The organism is Sporosarcina koreensis, from assembly GCF_001531445.1.
In the GTDB taxonomy this organism is placed as follows: domain Bacteria; phylum Bacillota; class Bacilli; order Bacillales_A; family Planococcaceae; genus Sporosarcina; species Sporosarcina koreensis_C.
Genome location: NZ_LQYA01000003.1, coordinates 44,395 through 62,744, shown reverse-complemented (window position 1 = coordinate 62,744; position 18,350 = coordinate 44,395). Strand labels below are relative to the sequence as shown.

At 48.5% G+C, this 18,350-nt stretch carries 13 protein-coding genes and 1 riboswitch; of the genes, 3 read left to right on the top strand and 10 right to left on the bottom strand.

Going from position 1 to position 18,350, the window contains the following annotated elements:
- Positions 1-19: 19 nt before the first annotated feature.
- The 7 genes from AWV70_RS00805 to AWV70_RS00775 form a co-directional block, all read right to left on the bottom strand.
- Positions 20-1,123 (bottom strand): PIN/TRAM domain-containing protein, encoded by a 1,104-nt coding sequence (locus tag AWV70_RS00805; protein WP_060203367.1) that lies wholly within the window; start codon positions 1,121-1,123, stop codon positions 20-22.
- 174 nt (positions 1,124-1,297) lie between these two features.
- Positions 1,298-2,668: a DNA repair protein RadA gene (gene radA / locus AWV70_RS00800; RefSeq protein ID WP_060203366.1), complete on the bottom strand. Its 1,371-nt coding sequence runs from the start codon at positions 2,666-2,668 to the stop codon at positions 1,298-1,300.
- 68 nt (positions 2,669-2,736) lie between these two features.
- Positions 2,737-5,184: an ATP-dependent protease ATP-binding subunit ClpC gene (clpC, locus tag AWV70_RS00795; protein ID WP_060203365.1), complete on the bottom strand. Its 2,448-nt coding sequence runs from the start codon at positions 5,182-5,184 to the stop codon at positions 2,737-2,739.
- Between the two features lie 177 nt (positions 5,185-5,361).
- Positions 5,362-6,444: a protein arginine kinase gene (locus AWV70_RS00790; protein WP_060203364.1), complete on the bottom strand. Its 1,083-nt coding sequence runs from the start codon at positions 6,442-6,444 to the stop codon at positions 5,362-5,364.
- Positions 6,431-6,997, bottom strand: a complete 567-nt coding sequence (locus AWV70_RS00785; RefSeq protein WP_060203363.1) for a UvrB/UvrC motif-containing protein — start codon at positions 6,995-6,997, stop codon at positions 6,431-6,433. The genes AWV70_RS00790 and AWV70_RS00785 overlap by 14 nt, the downstream gene beginning before the upstream one ends.
- A gap of 27 nt (positions 6,998-7,024) precedes the next feature.
- Positions 7,025-7,495: a CtsR family transcriptional regulator gene (locus tag AWV70_RS00780; protein WP_060203353.1), complete on the bottom strand. Its 471-nt coding sequence runs from the start codon at positions 7,493-7,495 to the stop codon at positions 7,025-7,027.
- A 549-nt stretch (positions 7,496-8,044) separates the two neighbouring features.
- The gene (locus AWV70_RS00775) at positions 8,045-9,721 is read right to left on the bottom strand and encodes a hypothetical protein (protein WP_060203346.1); all 1,677 of its coding nucleotides are present in this window, start codon (positions 9,719-9,721) and stop codon (positions 8,045-8,047) included.
- Between the two features lie 143 nt (positions 9,722-9,864).
- Between AWV70_RS00775 and AWV70_RS00770 the strand changes: the two genes are divergently transcribed.
- Positions 9,865-10,569, top strand: a complete 705-nt coding sequence (locus AWV70_RS00770; RefSeq protein ID WP_060203339.1) for a hypothetical protein — start codon at positions 9,865-9,867, stop codon at positions 10,567-10,569.
- A 38-nt stretch (positions 10,570-10,607) separates the two neighbouring features.
- On the opposite strand, the gene bioB is transcribed toward AWV70_RS00770, so the two are convergent.
- The 3 genes from bioB to AWV70_RS00755 all read right to left on the bottom strand — a co-directional run bounded on the left by bioB (position 10,608) and on the right by AWV70_RS00755 (position 12,524).
- Positions 10,608-11,612: a biotin synthase BioB gene (gene bioB / locus AWV70_RS00765; protein WP_060203335.1), complete on the bottom strand. Its 1,005-nt coding sequence runs from the start codon at positions 11,610-11,612 to the stop codon at positions 10,608-10,610.
- The gene (locus AWV70_RS00760) at positions 11,609-12,205 is read right to left on the bottom strand and encodes a biotin transporter BioY (RefSeq protein WP_060203333.1); all 597 of its coding nucleotides are present in this window, start codon (positions 12,203-12,205) and stop codon (positions 11,609-11,611) included. The genes bioB and AWV70_RS00760 overlap by 4 nt, the downstream gene beginning before the upstream one ends.
- 133 nt (positions 12,206-12,338) lie before the next feature.
- Entirely contained in the window at positions 12,339-12,524 is a 186-nt protein-coding gene (locus AWV70_RS00755; RefSeq protein WP_060203330.1) for a hypothetical protein, read from the bottom strand.
- A gap of 114 nt (positions 12,525-12,638) precedes the next feature.
- A riboswitch (SAM riboswitch) is annotated at positions 12,639-12,745 on the top strand.
- A 236-nt stretch (positions 12,746-12,981) separates the two neighbouring features.
- Between AWV70_RS00755 and AWV70_RS00750 the strand changes: the two genes are divergently transcribed.
- Positions 12,982-14,829, top strand: coding sequence for a bifunctional homocysteine S-methyltransferase/methylenetetrahydrofolate reductase (locus AWV70_RS00750; RefSeq protein WP_060203328.1), 1,848 nt, complete (start codon positions 12,982-12,984; stop codon positions 14,827-14,829).
- The gene (gene metH / locus AWV70_RS00745; protein ID WP_060203326.1) at positions 14,822-18,259 is read left to right on the top strand and encodes a methionine synthase; all 3,438 of its coding nucleotides are present in this window, start codon (positions 14,822-14,824) and stop codon (positions 18,257-18,259) included. Before AWV70_RS00750 ends, metH begins: the two co-directional genes overlap by 8 nt.
- The last annotated feature ends 91 nt before the right edge of the window (positions 18,260-18,350 follow it).

The window sequence follows — 18,350 nt, the reverse complement described above, 5'->3', positions numbered from 1 at the left end:
CGTTCCTCAACTTTCCACTTCAGTGCGTCTTTGCAGTTTTGCCGTTCTTCGGCTTCGCGAAGATCATCCGTCCTGCGGAAGTCTGCAAAACGCTCGTAACGACAACATCGATCGCATTGCCGATATGCATTCTGCCATCCTCGATAACAATCATCGTCCCATCATCCAAATAGGCGACTCCCTGATTATGCTCCTTGCCATCCTTGATAACGACGACATGCATCTCCTCGCCAGGGATGACGACAGGCTTCACGGCATTTGCCAGATCATTAATGTTCAATACCGCTACACCGTGCAGATCCGCCACTTTATTCAAATTGAAATCATTTGTCACAACCTGGCCATTCATGCTTTTCGCTAGACGAACAAGCTTCAGGTCAACTTCCGCAACGTCTGCGAAATCCTCGTCGGTGATCAAAATACTCGGTCCGTCATCCGTTTGTAAACGCTTGAGGACATCAAGCCCACGCCGTCCTTTTGTACGTTTCAATGAATCGGACGAATCAGCAATATGCTGCAGCTCCGTCAATACGAATTGCGGGACGACGAGAAGACCCTCGAGAAATCCCGTTGACGATATGTCCGCAATCCTTCCATCAATAATAACACTCGTATCCAAAATTTTATGGAGCTTGGTATCCGGCTGTACCGCAGCTTCCCCGCCATCTTTCTTTTTCAGATTACTGTTCCGCGCCGCAAAAACGGCGGTTGAAAATTCATCACGTTTCTTTGAACCAACCTGAAACCCAAGGTATCCAAGAAGAATAGAAAGCACCACTGGCATAATCGATGTGATGAACGGAATTTCTAGAGCACTTAATCCGAAACTGGCAAGAAAGGCAACAACTAACCCGACCATCAGACCGATCGTCCCAAACAATAAATCAAAAATCGGCGCCTTCAACAGACGGTCTTCCATCCATTTAATGAAATTCACGATCGGATCCGCAATGAAAAGACTCAACAGATATAAAAGAAGCGCACCAAGGACAGCAGCTACGTAAGGATTATCAACCATCGGCTTTGAAGTAAAGGAAGATAAAGTGAATAAATACGGTAAAAATAATACGCCGAGCGTTCCCCCGATCAGCAGCAGTCCGATTTGAACTACTCTTTTCAACATGTACAACACCTCCATTTCGTTATTGATAACTATACACGTTTTCCATATCCTTCGCCTTTCTGAGCCATCAACCTCAATGTTTTCCCAATAAGTATAGGACACAAAAAAGCTCGTGAAGTTCCTTGCATTTTAAAATCAGGAGTATGGGACTTCCTATCAAAGTCCCATCTCTTTTTACGAAAATGCAATGTTTAATGCTTCACTTATCGTTTCGACACCAACGACTTGAATCCCTTCCGGAAAATCCCATCCACCGATATTCGATGACGGGATTACAACTTTATCGAACCCGAGTTTCGCAGCCTCCGTAACTCGCTGTTCAATGCGGGAAACACGGCGCACTTCGCCCGTCAACCCCACTTCACCGATGAAGCAGTCGGTAGCCCCAGCAGCCGCATCCCGGTAACTTGAAACAATGCTGACAAGGACCGCCAAATCGATTGCTGGCTCATCAAGCTTGACGCCGCCAGCGACCTTAATGTAGGCATCCTGCGCTTGCAGCAGCATCCCCATCCGTTTTTCAAGGACGGCCATCAGCAGGGAGACGCGGTTCTGATCGATCCCGGTCGCCATCCGCTTCGGGTAATTGAAACTCGACGGTGTCACAAGCGCCTGGATTTCGACGAGGATCGGGCGGGTCCCTTCCATCGAGGCAACGACAGTCGAGCCCGCACCGCCCTGGGATCTTTCTCGCAGGAACAGCTCGGACGGGTTCAAAACTTCCTTCAAACCGGATTGCAGCATTTCAAAGATCGCGATTTCATTCGTCGAGCCAAAGCGGTTCTTCACACTGCGCAAGATCCGGTACGTATGATGACGCTCCCCTTCAAAATACAGGACAGTATCCACCATATGCTCGAGAAGGCGCGGACCTGCTATTTGTCCGTCTTTCGTCACATGGCCGACGATGAAAATGGCGATATTTTGTGTCTTCGCGATACGCATCAGCTCAGCCGTACATTCCCGCACTTGAGAAACACTGCCCGGCGCAGAAGTCACTTCGGGATGGTGAATCGTCTGGATCGAGTCGGCAATGACAAATTTCGGTTGCACCTCATTGATCGTTTCATGTATTTTCGCAAGATCCGTCTCTGCATAAATATAAAGCTCATCTGACGCAACACCTAGACGTTCGGCGCGAAGTTTCGTCTGTCTGATAGATTCCTCGCCGGATATGTAAAGGACGCGTTGCTTTTGATTCGCCAGAAGGGAAGACACTTGCAGCAGGAGCGTCGATTTACCTATACCCGGATCTCCACCGATCAACATAAGCGAACCTGGGACGATTCCCCCGCCGAGCACCCGATTCAATTCCCCGAGCTCTGTTTTGACTCGCGGCTCCTCAGTGGTTGCAATCGAGCTGATCGGCATCGCTTTCTGCTGAACAGTTTCGGTATGCTGAAAAGCACCGCGCGGACCTTTGCTTACGATTTCGACTTCCTCATCCATCGTGTTCCATTCGCCGCAGCCAGGGCATCTCCCCATCCATTTCGGCGATTCATAACCACAGTCCCTGCACATGAATTTCGTTTTCCGTTTTGCCATATATACCTCCATATATGAAAAGACAGCCCTTCCCCGTAGATAGCGAACTCTACGGGAGGGCCATCCTATTATTGATTTTCTGCCACTGGAACGCGGTCTGTCTTGACGACGAACTCGCCATCCTCTACATCGACAATGACTTTTCCGCCCGTCAGAACGGTCCCGCTCAACAACTCCTCCGATAAGCGGTCTTCCACATGCTTCTGCAAAGCCCGGCGCAACGGACGTGCACCGTAATCAGGATCATAACCTTCTTCGGAGATTTTCAATTTAGCAGCATCTGTCAACTCGAGTGTAATATCCTGCTCTGCAAGACGCTTCGTCAACTCGTTCGACATAAGGGTGACGATTTCACGTAAGTGTTCCTTCTCTAGGGAGTGGAAGACGATCATTTCATCCACACGGTTGAGGAACTCCGGACGGAACGCTTTTTTCAATGCATCCAGCATTGTCGATTTCATGCCTTCATAATCGCGTTCGCCGTCTTGCAGATTGAAACCGACATAACGGTTCTGTTTCAGTGTTTCCGCACCGACGTTCGAAGTCATGATGACGACCGTGTTGCGGAAATCGACCGTGCGTCCTTTGGAATCCGTCAATCTTCCATCCTCAAGCACTTGCAATAGAATATTGAAGACATCAGGATGCGCTTTTTCGATTTCATCCAACAGGACGACCGAATATGGTTTTCTACGGACTTTTTCAGTCAGCTGACCACCTTCGTCATAACCGACATATCCCGGAGGCGAACCGACGAGTCGTGACGTCGCATGCTTCTCCATATACTCGGACATATCAATGCGGATCATCGCATCTTCATCACCGAACATCGCCTCTGCAAGGGCTCGCGCAAGCTCAGTTTTACCGACACCCGTCGGCCCAAGGAAAATGAATGAGCCGATCGGGCGCTTCGGATCCTTCAATCCGGCGCGGGCTCTTCGAATCGCCCTTGAAATGGCTGTTACGGCTTCCTTCTGTCCGATGACACGTTCATGCAGAAGTTCTTCCATATTCAACAGCTTGGCGGTTTCCGTCTCGGCGATTTTCGCGACCGGAACTCCCGTCCACATTGCGACGACTTCCGCAATATCATTCACTGTCACTTCCGATTCCTTTTTCCCTTGCTTCTCTTTCCATTCCGTTTTCGTCTTTTCAAGCTCTTCTTTCATTTTCTGCTCTTTATCGCGGAATGAAGCTGCCTTTTCGAATTCCTGACTTTGCACCGCGGCATTCTTTTCGTGGCGGATTGCCTCGAGCTTCGCTTCAAGCTCTTTCAAATTCGGAGGTGTCGTATACGAACGGAGACGTACTTTCGATCCTGCTTCATCGATCAAGTCGATGGCTTTATCCGGCAGGAAGCGGTCCGAAATGTATCGGTCCGACATTTTCGCAGCAGCATCGATCGCTTCATCCGTAATTTTCACACGGTGATGCGCTTCATATCGATCGCGCAAGCCTTTGATGATTAAGATCGTTTCTTCTACAGTCGGTTCATCGACTTGGATCGGCTGGAAACGTCTTTCAAGCGCTGCGTCCTTTTCAATATATTTACGGTATTCATCAAGCGTCGTAGCCCCGATACATTGCAATTCACCTCGTGCTAGGGATGGCTTCAGAATATTGGATGCGTCGATCGCCCCTTCAGCTCCACCAGCACCGATCAACGTATGCAATTCATCAATGAATAGAATGATATTGCCGGCTTGACGGATTTCCTCCATCACTTTCTTCATGCGGTCCTCGAATTCGCCGCGGTATTTCGTACCCGCAACGACCGTTCCCATATCTAATGTCATGACGCGTTTATCGCGCAGTATTTCAGGAACTTCATTATTGACGATTTGAAGCGCAAGCCCTTCCGCAATTGCGGTTTTACCGACACCCGGCTCACCGATCAAAACAGGATTGTTTTTCGTGCGGCGCGCCAATACTTCGATGACACGTGTGATTTCCTTGCTGCGCCCGATGACCGGGTCAAGTGTCCCTTCACGCGCCACTTCCGTCAAATCACGGGCGAGGCTGTCGAGCGTCGGTGTGGAGGCGGATGATGATGTGCCTTGGTTGCCGACGGAGCTGTCATTGCTTCCAAGCAATTGGAGCACTTGCTGCCTAGCGCGATTCAAGCTGACTCCAGCATTATTCAATACGCGTGCAGCAACCCCTTCCCCTTCGCGGATGAGCGCCAACAGAATATGCTCCGTCCCGATATAGGAATGGCCGAGCTTTCGCGATTCATCGACGGACAGCTCGATGACCTTTTTCGCTCTCGGCGTGTAATGGACAATCGGTCCCACTTCCTTCGATCCGGAACCGACGAGGCTTTCCACTCCTTTTTCAATCGTATCGAAACTGACGTCGATCGCTTCCAATGCCTTCGCAGCGATGCCTCCGCCTTCCCGTATGAGTCCCAATAAAATATGCTCGGTGCCGATGGATTCATGTTTCAGTCTGATCGCTTCTTCTTGTGCAAGTTGCAGGACTTTTTGTGCCCGCTGTGTAAAACGATTGAACATCATATTCATTCCACTCCTTCTATAGTAACGTCTATCCCGTCCCCACTACTGAAAGTGCGGAATAGGAATTCCTTTTACTCTATTCCAATGGATCATAAAGCAATCCCATTCCGATAAATTGACTTTGACCATCTTTGACGTAAGTATAATAAAAAGAAAAGTCCGTTGCAAAAGTATCGCTCAATTTTCGTTATTATTTTCTTCGATTTGCTGTTCCGATCGCAGTCTTTCCCTGAAGAGATCGGCTCTGAATATATCCCTTTCCTCCGCCGTCAATTCCGCTCCAGCATATTGCTGAAGGAACCCTGGCTGCATGAAAATCATCAGTTCATTCAATATGGACATATCCACATCTTCGATAATTCCGAGATCGATGCCAAGACGAACATCTGATAGGCAACGGGCCGCTTCGCCCGATGGCAGCAGTCTTGCATACGAAATGATGCCGAGAGAACGGAACAGCTTGTTTTCTAGCGCAATACGCGATTTAGATAGAAGAAGTTCACGGGAACGCCGCTCGTGGGCGATCAGCCGAAGCGCCACATTTTTCAAATCGGAAAGGATCTCACCCTCCGTTTTGCCCAAAGTCGTCTGATTCGAAACCTGATAAATATTGCCCGGCGCCTCGCTGCCCTCTCCGTAGCTCCCCCTGACGATCATTCCCAGCCTTGTAATTGCCGGGATAATTCGCTCAATCTGCTTCGTGATTGTCAATGCGGGCAAATGCATCATGACGGACGCCCGCATGCCTGTACCCGTATTTGAGGGACAGCTCGTCAAATAACCGAAATCCTCGTCGAAGGCATAAGGAAGTTCATTCTCCAAATAGTTATCGACATCGTCTGCATGCTCGTATGCATTTTCCAGTTGGAATCCAGGATAGATGCATTGGATGCGGATGTGGTCTTCTTCGTTCACCATGATGCTCAGCGTCTCGTCTTCCGACAGGATGACCGCTCCATGGCGCTTCACGTCCGTCAATTGCGGACTGACCAAATGCTTCTCAACGAGCACATGCCTTTCAAGTGCGGGAAGCTCCGACATCTTCATATAGGCATACCCTTTTTCATCGGAAGTAAGCAAGGCAGCCGAAACTTGTGCATCGACTTTTTGTGCTTCATCTGCTGTGAACGCAATCGGAAATCGATAGCCCCGTAAATTCCGGGCCAGCCGAATCCTCGTCGACATGACAATATCCGAGTGTTCACCATGCGATGTCATCCATCCCGCAACGGCGCCTTTCATGAATTTATTGATTGACATCGCTGCCTTCACCTCCATTGCCGCATTCCGCTAAGCGGTCTTTCAGCGCCTTTGCCTCATCGCGCAATGCAGCGGCATCTTCAAAACGTTCCATCTCGATCGCTTCCTGCATTTTCAAACGGATTTCTTCGATTTTCTTCTTCAAAGAGAATCGCTCATTGAAGGATTCCGGCATTTTTCCTACATGTGTCGTATGCCCGTTATGGAGCTTGCTGAAAACGCGAGGCAGTTGCTCCCTGAACGTCTCATAGCATGTTGGACAACCGAACTTGCCGATATCAAGGAATTTCCTGAACGTCAATTGGCAGTCGGGGCAAGTCGGCCCTTCCGGCATGCTTTCCCTAGTCTGCTGAAAAGGCTGTATCGATTCGCTCCCTCCGAACCAATGTGACAGGAATTGTTGGATTGACAACGGCTCCTGATTTGGATCAAAATGAAACATTTGTGTTTGGAACGCGCATTTCTCACATAGATGCCGTTCCGTAGATCCGCCCATGCCTTCCTGAGTGAAAATCACGGAAGCCGGCCGTTCTTTGCAATTGTCGCATAGCATACTGTGCCACCTCGTATTCGTCGAATTCTATTCAAGCTGCTTGTAAATAAGCGTCTGGAGCATTGCCTGCATGATCCGTGCACGTATCAAATCTCGCTCCGGCAGCGGGTAATGCAGCGTCGTCCGGTCTACTGCGGCGAGAATGATCCTTGCCTCCCTCTCCGAAATGACCTCCTCGTTCAACAGTCTGTAGATGATCCCTTCTGCCATTGTATATGTGGCACCTTGTTGGATTCCTTCTAAAATATGTTCAATCAATTCTTTATGCGAATTCGTCTGGACGCGGTAAATGCGGATATAGCCTCCGCCTCCACGCTTCGATTCGACGGCATAACCGCGTTCGACGGTAAAGCGTGTGTTAATGACATAATTGATTTGCGAAGGGACGCATTGGAATTTCTCCGCGACCTCGCTTCGTTTGATTTCCACAGTCCCGCTATCTTCTTTTTCGATAATCGCCTTTAAATACCCTTCAATAATGTCGGAAATGTTTCGCATGATGTCACCTCTTTTCTCCGGTGTTAAGCCATTGACTTTGACTATCTTTGACTTAATTGTACATGAAAATACATTATACGTGCAATTGATATGCAAATTATCCCTTTCGATGTTTAGAATTGGATAAATCGGGTAATAAGGTACTTGAGGATTTTCTGAACCTCTTCTTCCTCTTCATGGGTTCTGTTTGAAAGGGCAGATGGAAACGATTGAGGCAAACAGTCGTCTTTCTCGCCCCGAGCAATCTGTCCTTTTGAACAAACTCCTTTCATCCTTCCCCGTAAAACCAAGGATGGGATAATTCTCTAGGATCAATACGACTTATTGAAGAAAGTGCTGATTTTATTGAAATGAAGACTCCCAAAAACGCATAAACAGCCGGAAAAGCTCATAAGTCGTTCTAAAAGTCCATAAATCGCTAGAAACATCCATAAAACGTTGAAAAAGTCCATAACCCGAAAAAGACGCGCATAAAACGTTGTAATTGCTCATAAATACTTGTCCATAAGCATAAAGGCAGCCCCCGATAGTCCGGAGGCTGCCTTTATTTTATTCAATCGTAGCGTTCTTCAATTCCTTGACCGGTAAGAAGAGTTCGCCCGCTTCGTAATAGGTGATGGCGAGATGGTCGCCTTCCTGGATATAGATTGCTAGCGGAACGGCTTCAGTGGAAACGATATAGTTCCGGCCGTCGTCGGCAAGGATCGAAACGATTGTGAAGTCGCCGGCACGTTCCTTATAGACTCGGACGACGTTTACAGATGCTTTCCCTTCCTCGGCGTTCGAGCTGCCGTCGACTGTATTGCCCCCGCGCTGCAATGCTGTTTTATAGAGCCTTAATGCTTCATTCGGCGAATTGGCGTAAACAGAAATTTCCGGGTTCGCCGCCGAAACGATGAAGTAGTTTTGAAGGAAGCCATTCGAGTCAAGTACCGGCGTCAGCCAGCTCGCTTCCCCGTAAAAGTTATAAAGCACCGGCATTTCCCCGGTCCATTTTTTCTCAATGAATTTCTTTTCAATAATCTGCAGAGTTCCTTGCGAATCCATATACGACTCTTCTAGATTACCCGTATAGTAAATCGCCTCGCCCGTGCGGCCATCCGTCAATGCATAGCCTAGCATTGAGTCGACCCCTTCTTTCGGACTTGTGAAATCAGTGAAGTAATACATATGTCCGTTTTCGTCGAACACCGGGCTGACATTGGATTCAGTCCCTTCATCCGAAGGCAGCTTCACATCTTTCTTTCCGACAATTGAATTCCAGAATCCATGGACGTACTTTCCGAAATAGCTGTTTTGGAGGCTGACCGCTTCAGGTGAAACGGCTCCATCGATGAATTCAGGAACTTTCGAAAGCGGATATTGGCTCACTTCTCCGGTACCCGGATCGACTACGACGATCCCTTGGACATCAAAACCGTTTCTCGCTGTAATGAAATTTCCGTAAGAGCGAATATAATGCGGCTTTCCTTCATCATCAATTTCAAGCTGTACATCGCCGTAAAAGATGAGATCCGGCATCGCCATCCGCATATGGCGCTCCACTTGTTTATGGAAGTATGATGAAGGCGTATATGACATTTCCGTCTTCACGAATTTCGGATTATCCGCAGAATCGGTCGCGCTCATCGTGAAGTAGCCGGGTGTCGTTTTTCCGTTCATCCATTTGAAGAAGCCCGAAAACTCGACAGGTGCGATATAGACAAACTTCCCGTCCACTTTTTGAATCTGCAAGTTGCCTAGCTCATAATAGCTCGTATTCGGCACTTGCCCGAATGCCTTCTTCATTTTATTTCGCGCAAATTTTGGCGGTACGCTTGCAGGTGTCTTCGTTTCGTCAAACGCCTTAATTTCCACCTGTTGATCCATTTCGACTGCTTTATATTTTTGATTCGCATTGAACAGCGGCGCGCTCAGGATGAACGCACTCCCCGCCAATGCCACTAACGCAAGGACAACTTTGAAGCTGCGCTCTTTACCGGTTGCAAACACGATGCCTGCAATTGCAACGAGCAGGAACAACGCCCACAACGACGTCCAATTTCTGTCCAGGTTCGTAATGTAATAAAAAGCGAAAGTGACGATCGTCATGAGAACGACTGTTGTAGACAGTGCGCCGATTCGATTGAAAGCAGGCTTCCCTTCTTTGGATACCGACGTGAAAGGTACAATGATCACCGCGGCAACGATGCCCGCGACTAATGAAAATAACAGTAAATTTATCATATGAACACTCTTTTCTATAGAAAATTAAACCTCCCCTACTATACGGATAAAGCCGTGAAACGATTCATATTTTTGATTATTATTTTGAATCCTTCCCCTTCATTCTTCCGTACAAAATTATGAGAAAAAGGAGTGGAGCCACAATGCAGAACAATGTTTTTCGCACCGATAAACCGCCAGCTAAAATGTCAGCAGCCAAAAAGGTTTATTACTATCTTGCCCTTTCCGGCTTCGGAGTGTTTGGCGTTGCACTATTATACTTGTCCATAGATACATTTTCGGACGGAGAATGGCTACTGGCAGCCCTGCTCGGTGGCATTTCCCTGTTCATCGGATGGATATTCATTCAGCTTCTAAAACTGCCCTGGCAAAAAGGGCCAACAACGTTCACAAAGGTGGAGGAACGAGATGGTTACACACTTTATTTCACCAACGAGTGGACCGGCGAAACGAAATCCGTCACCTTTCGCTACAACCAAATAACCGACCTGCTGATTGGCCTCTGGACGAATCCCGGGTTCAAAGGAAGGAAAAACGATTATATCGGAGCACGTCTTCTTTATCGATATCAAGAGGAGAATGGGAATATGAAATATTCTGAGACGGTCATCATTAGTGAGCCGTCACTGGAAGAATGGGTTACAACGATCAAGGAGCGCCAACTTCCTGCACGAATAACAAACAGAAATATTTCCGCAGTAACAGAAGCTCAGTTTGACGAAATGCTAGAAACGATTGAAGCGATACCTTTTGACAGTTCAATCTCCGTAAAAGATTATTTTATGCAGCAAGATGACTTTTCTTTTTGGCAGTCGCCATCAATGAAAAAGGGCAATCCACCAAGTTGAGACTTATCAACTTGAAGGATCGCCCTTTATTTATTCAATTATTTTATCACCGGTTGTTTCGCCAACGGTTCCAAATCGATTTCAAATCCTAGGTCCTCGAGCATTTGCCGATCCCGGTCGCTTTCCTGACCCGCTGTCGTCAAATAGTCTCCAACAAAGATTGAATTTGCAGGATAAAGGCCAAATGGTTGGAGAGAGCGCAAATTCACTTCACGTCCGCCGGAAATCCGAATTTCCTTTGTCGGATTCATAAAACGGAAAAGGCAGAGCACTTTCAAACAATAGCGCGGTGTCAGCTCATTCGTCCCTTCAAGCGGTGTCCCATCCACCGCATGCAAGAAGTTCACAGGAATCGAATCGGCATCCATCGCATGCAGGCTGCGCGCCATCGCGATGACATCCTCTTTCGTTTCCCGCATGCCGATGATCACGCCCGAACACGGCGAAATTCCCGCTTCCTTCGCAAGTTCCACCGTATTCACGCGGTCATCATACGTGTGAGATGTCGTTATGCTTTCATGATGTGCGGCAGATGTGTTGATATTGTGATTGTACCGGTCAACGCCCGCTTCTTTCAGACGTTTCGCCTGTTCAGGTTTCAAAAGCCCAAGACAGGCACATACGGTCATTCCATTGTATTTCGCCTTAATTTCCTTGACGGAATCAATGACGATTTCAAGCTCCCGGTTGACCGGCCCCCGCCCGCTTGCAACGATGCAATACGTTCCAGCGTTCACGGATGCGGCACGTTCTGCCCCAGCAACGATCTCCTCCCGCTTCATCATCGCATATTTTTCAATCGGGGCTTTCGAGACGATCGATTGCGCACAATACCCGCAGTTTTCCGGACATAGTCCAGATTTGGTATTGATGATCATGTTCAACTTCACTTTATTTCCATAATAATGCTTTCGAATCTTATAGGACGCATGCAGCAATGGAAGCAGATTATCATCCGGGCAACCCAAAACGGAAAGCGCTTCTTCGTCTGACAGCGCGCCGCCAGCAAGAACGCGGTCCGCTAGTTCCTCATAAACCGTCAATGCACCCGCCTCACTTTCAACACCTTATACATTCGATGACCGAAGATCCCAGCAAGAATCGAAAGGAGTATATCCTTCGGCAACGGCGGTACCATCCAGATCCACGCTACCTTATAGGTGAATACGTCTGGCGCGGCGGCCCAAAGCTTGTAAGCGGCATACATCCAATTCGTTCCGAACAGATAATTTACACTCATGGCAACTAAAGCTGCTATAACATAGCTTCTTAAGCTTCCGTTTTTTTCAACAATTTTCCCCGCAATATACGCGACAAGAATGAAAGAGACGATAAATCCGAATGTCGGAAGAAGAATTGCACTGAACCCGCCTTGGAATTTCGAGAATATCGGTGCCCCTGCTAAGCCTACCACCATATAGACCGTCATCGAAATGGCACCAAGACGGCTTCCGAGAAGAAGACCCGCCAAGACAGCAAAAAATGTCTGTAATGTAATCGGCACGCCGCCGATCACAAGGAACGGCACAAACGACGTAATATTCGCCCCGATCATCATCAATGCCGCAAACATCCCACAATAGACGAGACTGAGTGCACTCATCCCATTTTTCGTTTTGACTGTAGCTGTTGTCATAATTCACCTCGTAATTTGAGTTATCTTTAATAGAATAAAAGTTAACTTAAATTGTGTCAACCTATTTTTATTTTAAGTTAACCAAAATTCCAGAATAAAAAAACCGACAGCTTATTAGCTATCGGTCCGTGGTTCAACGTTCTTTGTCTTCGTTTTTCGGGAATAAAAAATGGGCAATTATTCCGCTTAGTATGGCTGCGCCTATTGTTATCCACACTCTGGATGTCCCCGGCACTTCCTGAAAGTTTTTATGGAGCATCCACCATGAAATTCCTGCGACAAGGAGCGCTATCGGAACGGCAAATTTGAAAATCCTCAACGTCTTCACCTTCTACTTTTTGTTCATATGCCGATTCTATCACAATTCGGCTATTGACGTATCTAACAATTAACGATATGATGTTTTAAATTATTCAAACAACTGCATAACAAATTCTTATCAAGAGAAGCTGAGGGACTGGCCCGTCGAAGCTTCAGCAACCAGCCGTTAACGGTCAGGTGCTAATTCCAGCAGGTCCGATTCGGCCTGGCAGATGAGAAGGAGCGAGATTTCACTTGTAAAGCCTTCTTTTTTAGCGAAGGCTTTTTTATTTTTCATTGCAGTCGGAACTTTTTGCGTATTTCGTGAGGATTATGCGCGGATTTTTAGATTTATGCGCAATTAGCGGTAGTTATGCGTGAGTTTTAGGATTTATGCGTTTCTGACAGCGGTTATGCGTCAATTATGGGATTTATGCGTGAATTGTGGATATCGAATGATGAGAGGATGAGTTCTTATGAGATTGCTTGATCGGTTAAAAGATAATGTACTGGTGGCAGATGGAGCGATGGGGACGCTGCTTTATTCATATGGCATTGACTTCAGTTATGAGGAATTGAATGTTGAGAAGCCGGAAATTATCGAGAAGATCCACCGGGAGTATATCGACGCGGGAGCGGATATCATCCAGACGAATACATATGGCGCCAATTCCCTTAAGCTCGCCCGCTACGGTTTAGATCATCGGGTAAAGGAGTTCAACGAGGCGGCGATCCAGATTGCAAAACGGGCAGCTGCACCTGGCAATCAATATGTACTCGGGACGATCGGCGGGCTGCGAGGCATCCGGAAAAGCGACGCTTCTATTGCCGAAGTGCTTACGATGGTTCATGAACAGGCAGACGCCTTACTTTCAGGAGATCCCGACGGACTGTTGTTAGAAACGTATTATGATTTTGAAGAGTTGTCAGCGGTTGTCACCGAATTGCGAAAGCTGACAGATATACCGCTTATTGCACAAGTCGCGATGGATGAGCCCGGTGTCTTGCAAAATGGAATGCATTTGAATGATGCACTTCATCAGTTGGAAACGCTCGGAGCGGATATCGTCGGCGTCAATTGCCGGTTGGGCCCCTACCATACAATCCAGGCATTTGAAAAAGTGACGATTCCAGATCGTGCATTTTTGTCTGCTGCACCGAATGCAAGCTTGCTCGATGTCGAGGATGGTCGGATCGTCTATGCGTCCGAAGCCGATTATTTCGGTCGCGCAGCTGCGCTTCTTCGGGATGAAGGCGTCCGTCTGATCGGAGGATGCTGTGGAACGACGCCGAAACATATCGCCGCCGCGAAAAAGCAGTTGGCAGGACTGCCGCCGGTGACGGAAAAAACCGTCACGCCGCAAAAACCGATCGTTATCCGGGAAGCAGAGCCTGCAAAACACGAACCGCTTCACATCAAAGCGAAGACAGAGCGTACCATCATTGTGGAACTCGATACGCCCCGCCATTTGGAAACGGAGAACTATTTCGAAGGCGCGAACCAATTACATGCAGCCGGCGTCGATGCCGTTACGTTGGCGGACAATTCCCTCGCCTCCCCTCGCATCAGCAATATGGCGATGGGATCGATGTTGAAGCATGAACATCATATACGTCCGCTCGTCCACTTGACGTGCCGCGATCATAACTTGATTGGCCTGCAATCGCATTTGATGGGGCTCGACGCGCTAGGAATACATGATATCCTTGCCGTCACAGGCGACCCGACGAAAGTTGGTGACTTCCCTGGCGCGACGAGCGTCTATGACGTCTCCAGCATGGAGTTGCTGCAACTCATCAAACAATTGAACGAAGGAATTTCATTCACAGGCAAGCCACTTCGCAAAAAAGCGAAGTTCTCCGTCGCCGCAGCGTTCAATCCGAATGTCCGCGTACTCGACCGTGCTGTGCAACGGCTTGAAAAGAAAATTGAATGCGGAGCGGATTATTTCATTACGCAGCCTGTTTATACGAAGGAGAAGATCGTCGACATTTACGAAGCGACGAAGCATTTGGATACACCAATCTTCATCGGCATCATGCCGCTGACAAATATACGGAATGCAGAATTCCTGCATCACGAAGTGCCAGGCATCAAACTATCCGATGAGGTGCTCGAACGGATGCGCGCCTGCGGGGATGATCGCGAAAAAGCGACCCAAGAAGGCATCGACATCGCCAAGGAACTGATCGACACAGCGGCGGAACTTTTCAATGGCATCTATATCATTACACCGTTCCTCCGCTACGACATGTCTTTGGAGCTGATCAGCCATATAAAAGAGCTTGACGCTGAGAAAGAGAGGAATATTGTCCATGCCTAAACATCCAATCGAACAACAACTGAAAAATAGAATCCTCATCATAGACGGAGCGATGGGCACGATGCTGCAAGCGGAAGATCTCTCAGCAGACGATTTCGGCGGAGAGGAATACGAAGGCTGCAACGAATATTTGAACATTTTACGCCCGGATATTTTGGACCGGATCCACCGGGCCTATTTGGAGGCGGGAGCGGATATCATCTGTACGAACACATTCGGAGGCACTCCACTCGTACTGGACGAATTCAGCCTCGGGCCCCGCGCTTCAGAGATTAATAAAAGAGCTGTGGAGATCGCGAAACAGTGCGCAGCCGACTACTCGACACCGGAGTGGCCGCGTTTCGTCGCCGGTGCAATAGGTCCGACTACGAAAACTCTGTCCGTCACCGGAGGGATTACATTCGATAAGCTTTCCGAGGACTTCTACGTTCAAGCAAAAGCCTTGATCGAAGGCGGCGCGGATCTTTTATTGATGGAAACGAGCCAAGATATGCTTAACGTAAAAGCCGGAACGATTGGTATCAAGCGGGCATTCGATGAAACAGGCATCGAGCTGCCTGTCATGATTTCCGGGACGATCGAACCGATGGGGACGACGTTAGCCGGTCAAAGCATCGAAGCATTCTATATTTCCATTGAGCATATTAAGCCGCTATCTGTCGGGTTGAACTGTGCAACGGGACCGGAATTCATGACCGATCATCTGCGGTCGCTTTCCGATCTCGCAACGAGCTTTGTCACTTGCTATCCGAACGCCGGGCTGCCGGATGAGGAAGGTCATTATCACGAGTCACCCGAATCATTGTCGCAAAAGCTGAAAGGATTTGCGGATAAAGGATGGCTGAATATGGTCGGAGGCTGTTGCGGAACGACGCCTGACCATATTCGTGCAATCCGCGAAGCGGTGGACGGTCTTGCTCCGCGACAAAAGCCGGAGAATGAACATGAGCATGCCGTTTCCGGGATTGAACCGTTATTGTACGACCCATCGATGCGGCCGCTATTGATCGGTGAGAGGACGAATGTCATCGGGTCAAGGAAATTCAAACGGTTGATCGTTGAGGAGAAATTCGAGGAAGCTTCCGAGATCGCACGTGCCCAAGTGCGCGGCGGCGCACATGTCCTGGACATCTGCCTCGCGAATCCTGACCGTGATGAGCTCGAAGACATGAAGAACTTCATGCAGGAAGTCGTCAAAAAGGTGAAAGTGCCTCTCGTCATTGACTCGACAGATGAAAAGGTCATCGAAGAGGCGTTGAAATTCTCCCAAGGAAAAGCGATCATCAACTCCATCAACTTGGAGGATGGCGAAGAACGGTTCGATGCAGTGCTGCCTCTCGTGAAGAAATTCGGCGCTGCGGTCGTCGTCGGGACGATCGATGAAATCGGGATGGCAGTAACGCGCGAACGGAAGCTTGAAATCGCTGAACGTTCGTATGACCTGCTTGTGAATAAATGGGGAATCGCCCCTGAAGATATCATTTTCGACCCGCTCGTGTTCCCTGTCGGAACGGGTGATGCACAATACATCGGTTCTGCGGTCGAAACGATTGAAGGCATCAGGCTCATCAAGGAGAAAATGCCGCGGTCATTGACGACGCTTGGTGTAAGTAATGTATCCTTCGGGCTGCCTCCTGTTGGCCGGGAAGTATTGAACGCGGTGTACTTGTATCATTGCACCCAGGCAGGACTCGATTACGCGATTGTCAATACAGAGAAATTAGAGCGCTTCGCCTCGATTCCTGAGAATGAAATAAACCTTGCAAACGATCTTCTATTCCATACGACAGATCAGACACTAGCAGATTTCACTGATTTCTACCGGGATAAAAAGAAGGAAAAGACGGAGGATGATATTCCGAAGACGGTGCCTGAACGGTTAGCTTATTACGTTGTGGAGGGGACGAAGGAAGGATTGATCCCCGACTTGGAAGCTGCGCTTACGATGTATGACACGCCACTAGATGTCATTAACGGACCGTTGATGGAAGGCATGTCCGAGGTCGGCCGCCTCTTCAACGATAACCAGCTGATTGTCGCGGAAGTTTTGCAAAGTGCGGAAGTGATGAAGGCGTCGGTTTCATTCCTTGAGCAGTTCATGGAGAAGAAAGAGGATGATTCCGGCAAAGGGAAAATCATTTTGGCGACCGTGAAAGGCGACGTCCATGACATTGGGAAAAACCTCGTCGATATCATTTTGAGCAATAACGGATATCGCGTCATCGACATTGGCATTAAAGTGACGCCCGCGACGCTCATTGACGTTATTCGGAAAGAGAAGCCGGATATTATCGGTTTGTCCGGCTTGCTTGTGAAATCGGCGCAGCAAATGGTAATTACCGCTCAGGACTTCAAGGCAGCAGGCATTGATACGCCTGTCATGGTTGGAGGCGCTGCGTTGACTCGTAGATTTACGGAAACAAAGATTGCTGCGGAATATGATGGACCTGTTATTTATGCGAAGGACGCCATGCAAGGGCTTGAACTTGCGAATCGATTGCAAGGCGGCGACAAAGAGGCATTGTTGAATGAACTTGTCGAGAAGCAGGAAAAGCGGCTTGAGTCGGAGGCGATCCGAGCGACGCGGGATACTGCGGTTGCCGTGTTACCGAGACCTGTGAAGACAGTACGGGAGGATGCACCGGTATTCGTTCCGTCGGATCTTCGTAGACGTGTCCTGAGAGATTATTCCGTTTCACATTTGTATCCATACGTCAATATGCGGACGTTGATCGGGCATCATTTAGGCTTGCGCGGAAATGTCGACAAGATGCTTGCGAATGGTGAGGAGCGAGCGGTGCAGCTTCATAAGATGGTGACCGGATTTTTGGAATCAGGTAATTTATCAGCTTCTGGCATGTATCAATTCTTCCCTGCACAAGCTGACGGTGACGATGTGATCATTTATGATCCGGTAGACGGGAAGACGGAAATCGAGCGGTTCACATTCCCTCGTCAAAGCAAGGAGCCATTCCTTTGTCTTGCCGACTATTTGAAGACGGTCGATAGCGGGGAGATGGATTACGTCGCATTTATGCAAGTAACTGCAGGTCACGGCGTTCGGGATTATGCGAATAAGCTAAAAGCGGAAGGGAAATTCCTTGAGAGCCATGCGTTCCAAGCGACTGCGCTTGAACTCGCAGAAGGCTTCGCAGAACGTGTCCATCAGGAAATCCGTGACCAATGGGGCTTCCCGGATGCTACCGACTTTACGATGCGCGATCGGTTCGCCGCCAAGTACCAAGGCCAGCGCTTCTCGTTCGGCTATCCGGCTTGTCCGAATTTGGAGGATCAGGCGAAGCTGTTCGGATTGCTGAAGCCGGAAGATATCGGTGTGCATCTGACGGAGGAATTCATGATGGAGCCCGAAGCATCAGTGTCTGCAATCGTGTTTGCACATCCGGATGCACGTTATTTTAATGTGGATTGAAAATTGTAGTCGCCTCCTATTCGGGGGGCGGCTTTTTGTTGGGAATTAGACCTACGAGGTACTACTTTGGACGCGCGGGGATTGCTTTGGA

What these genes read in the sequence shown, in the direction of transcription:
- AWV70_RS00790 (WP_060203364.1), bottom strand. Translation starts at nt 6,444, where the DNA reads ATGTCAATCAATAAATTCATGAAAGGCGCCGTTGCGGGATGGATGACA.
- clpC (WP_060203365.1), bottom strand. Translation starts at nt 5,184, where the DNA reads ATGATGTTCAATCGTTTTACACAGCGGGCACAAAAAGTCCTGCAACTT.
- AWV70_RS00805 (WP_060203367.1), bottom strand. Translation starts at nt 1,123, where the DNA reads ATGTTGAAAAGAGTAGTTCAAATCGGACTGCTGCTGATCGGGGGAACG.
- AWV70_RS00780 (WP_060203353.1), bottom strand. Translation starts at nt 7,495, where the DNA reads ATGCGAAACATTTCCGACATTATTGAAGGGTATTTAAAGGCGATTATC.
- AWV70_RS00750 (WP_060203328.1), top strand. Translation starts at nt 12,982, where the DNA reads ATGAGATTGCTTGATCGGTTAAAAGATAATGTACTGGTGGCAGATGGA.
- radA (WP_060203366.1), bottom strand. Translation starts at nt 2,668, where the DNA reads ATGGCAAAACGGAAAACGAAATTCATGTGCAGGGACTGTGGTTATGAA.
- AWV70_RS00775 (WP_060203346.1), bottom strand. Translation starts at nt 9,721, where the DNA reads ATGATAAATTTACTGTTATTTTCATTAGTCGCGGGCATCGTTGCCGCG.
- metH (WP_060203326.1), top strand. Translation starts at nt 14,822, where the DNA reads ATGCCTAAACATCCAATCGAACAACAACTGAAAAATAGAATCCTCATC.
- AWV70_RS00760 (WP_060203333.1), bottom strand. Translation starts at nt 12,205, where the DNA reads ATGACAACAGCTACAGTCAAAACGAAAAATGGGATGAGTGCACTCAGT.
- AWV70_RS00785 (WP_060203363.1), bottom strand. Translation starts at nt 6,997, where the DNA reads ATGCTATGCGACAATTGCAAAGAACGGCCGGCTTCCGTGATTTTCACT.
- AWV70_RS00770 (WP_060203339.1), top strand. Translation starts at nt 9,865, where the DNA reads ATGCAGAACAATGTTTTTCGCACCGATAAACCGCCAGCTAAAATGTCA.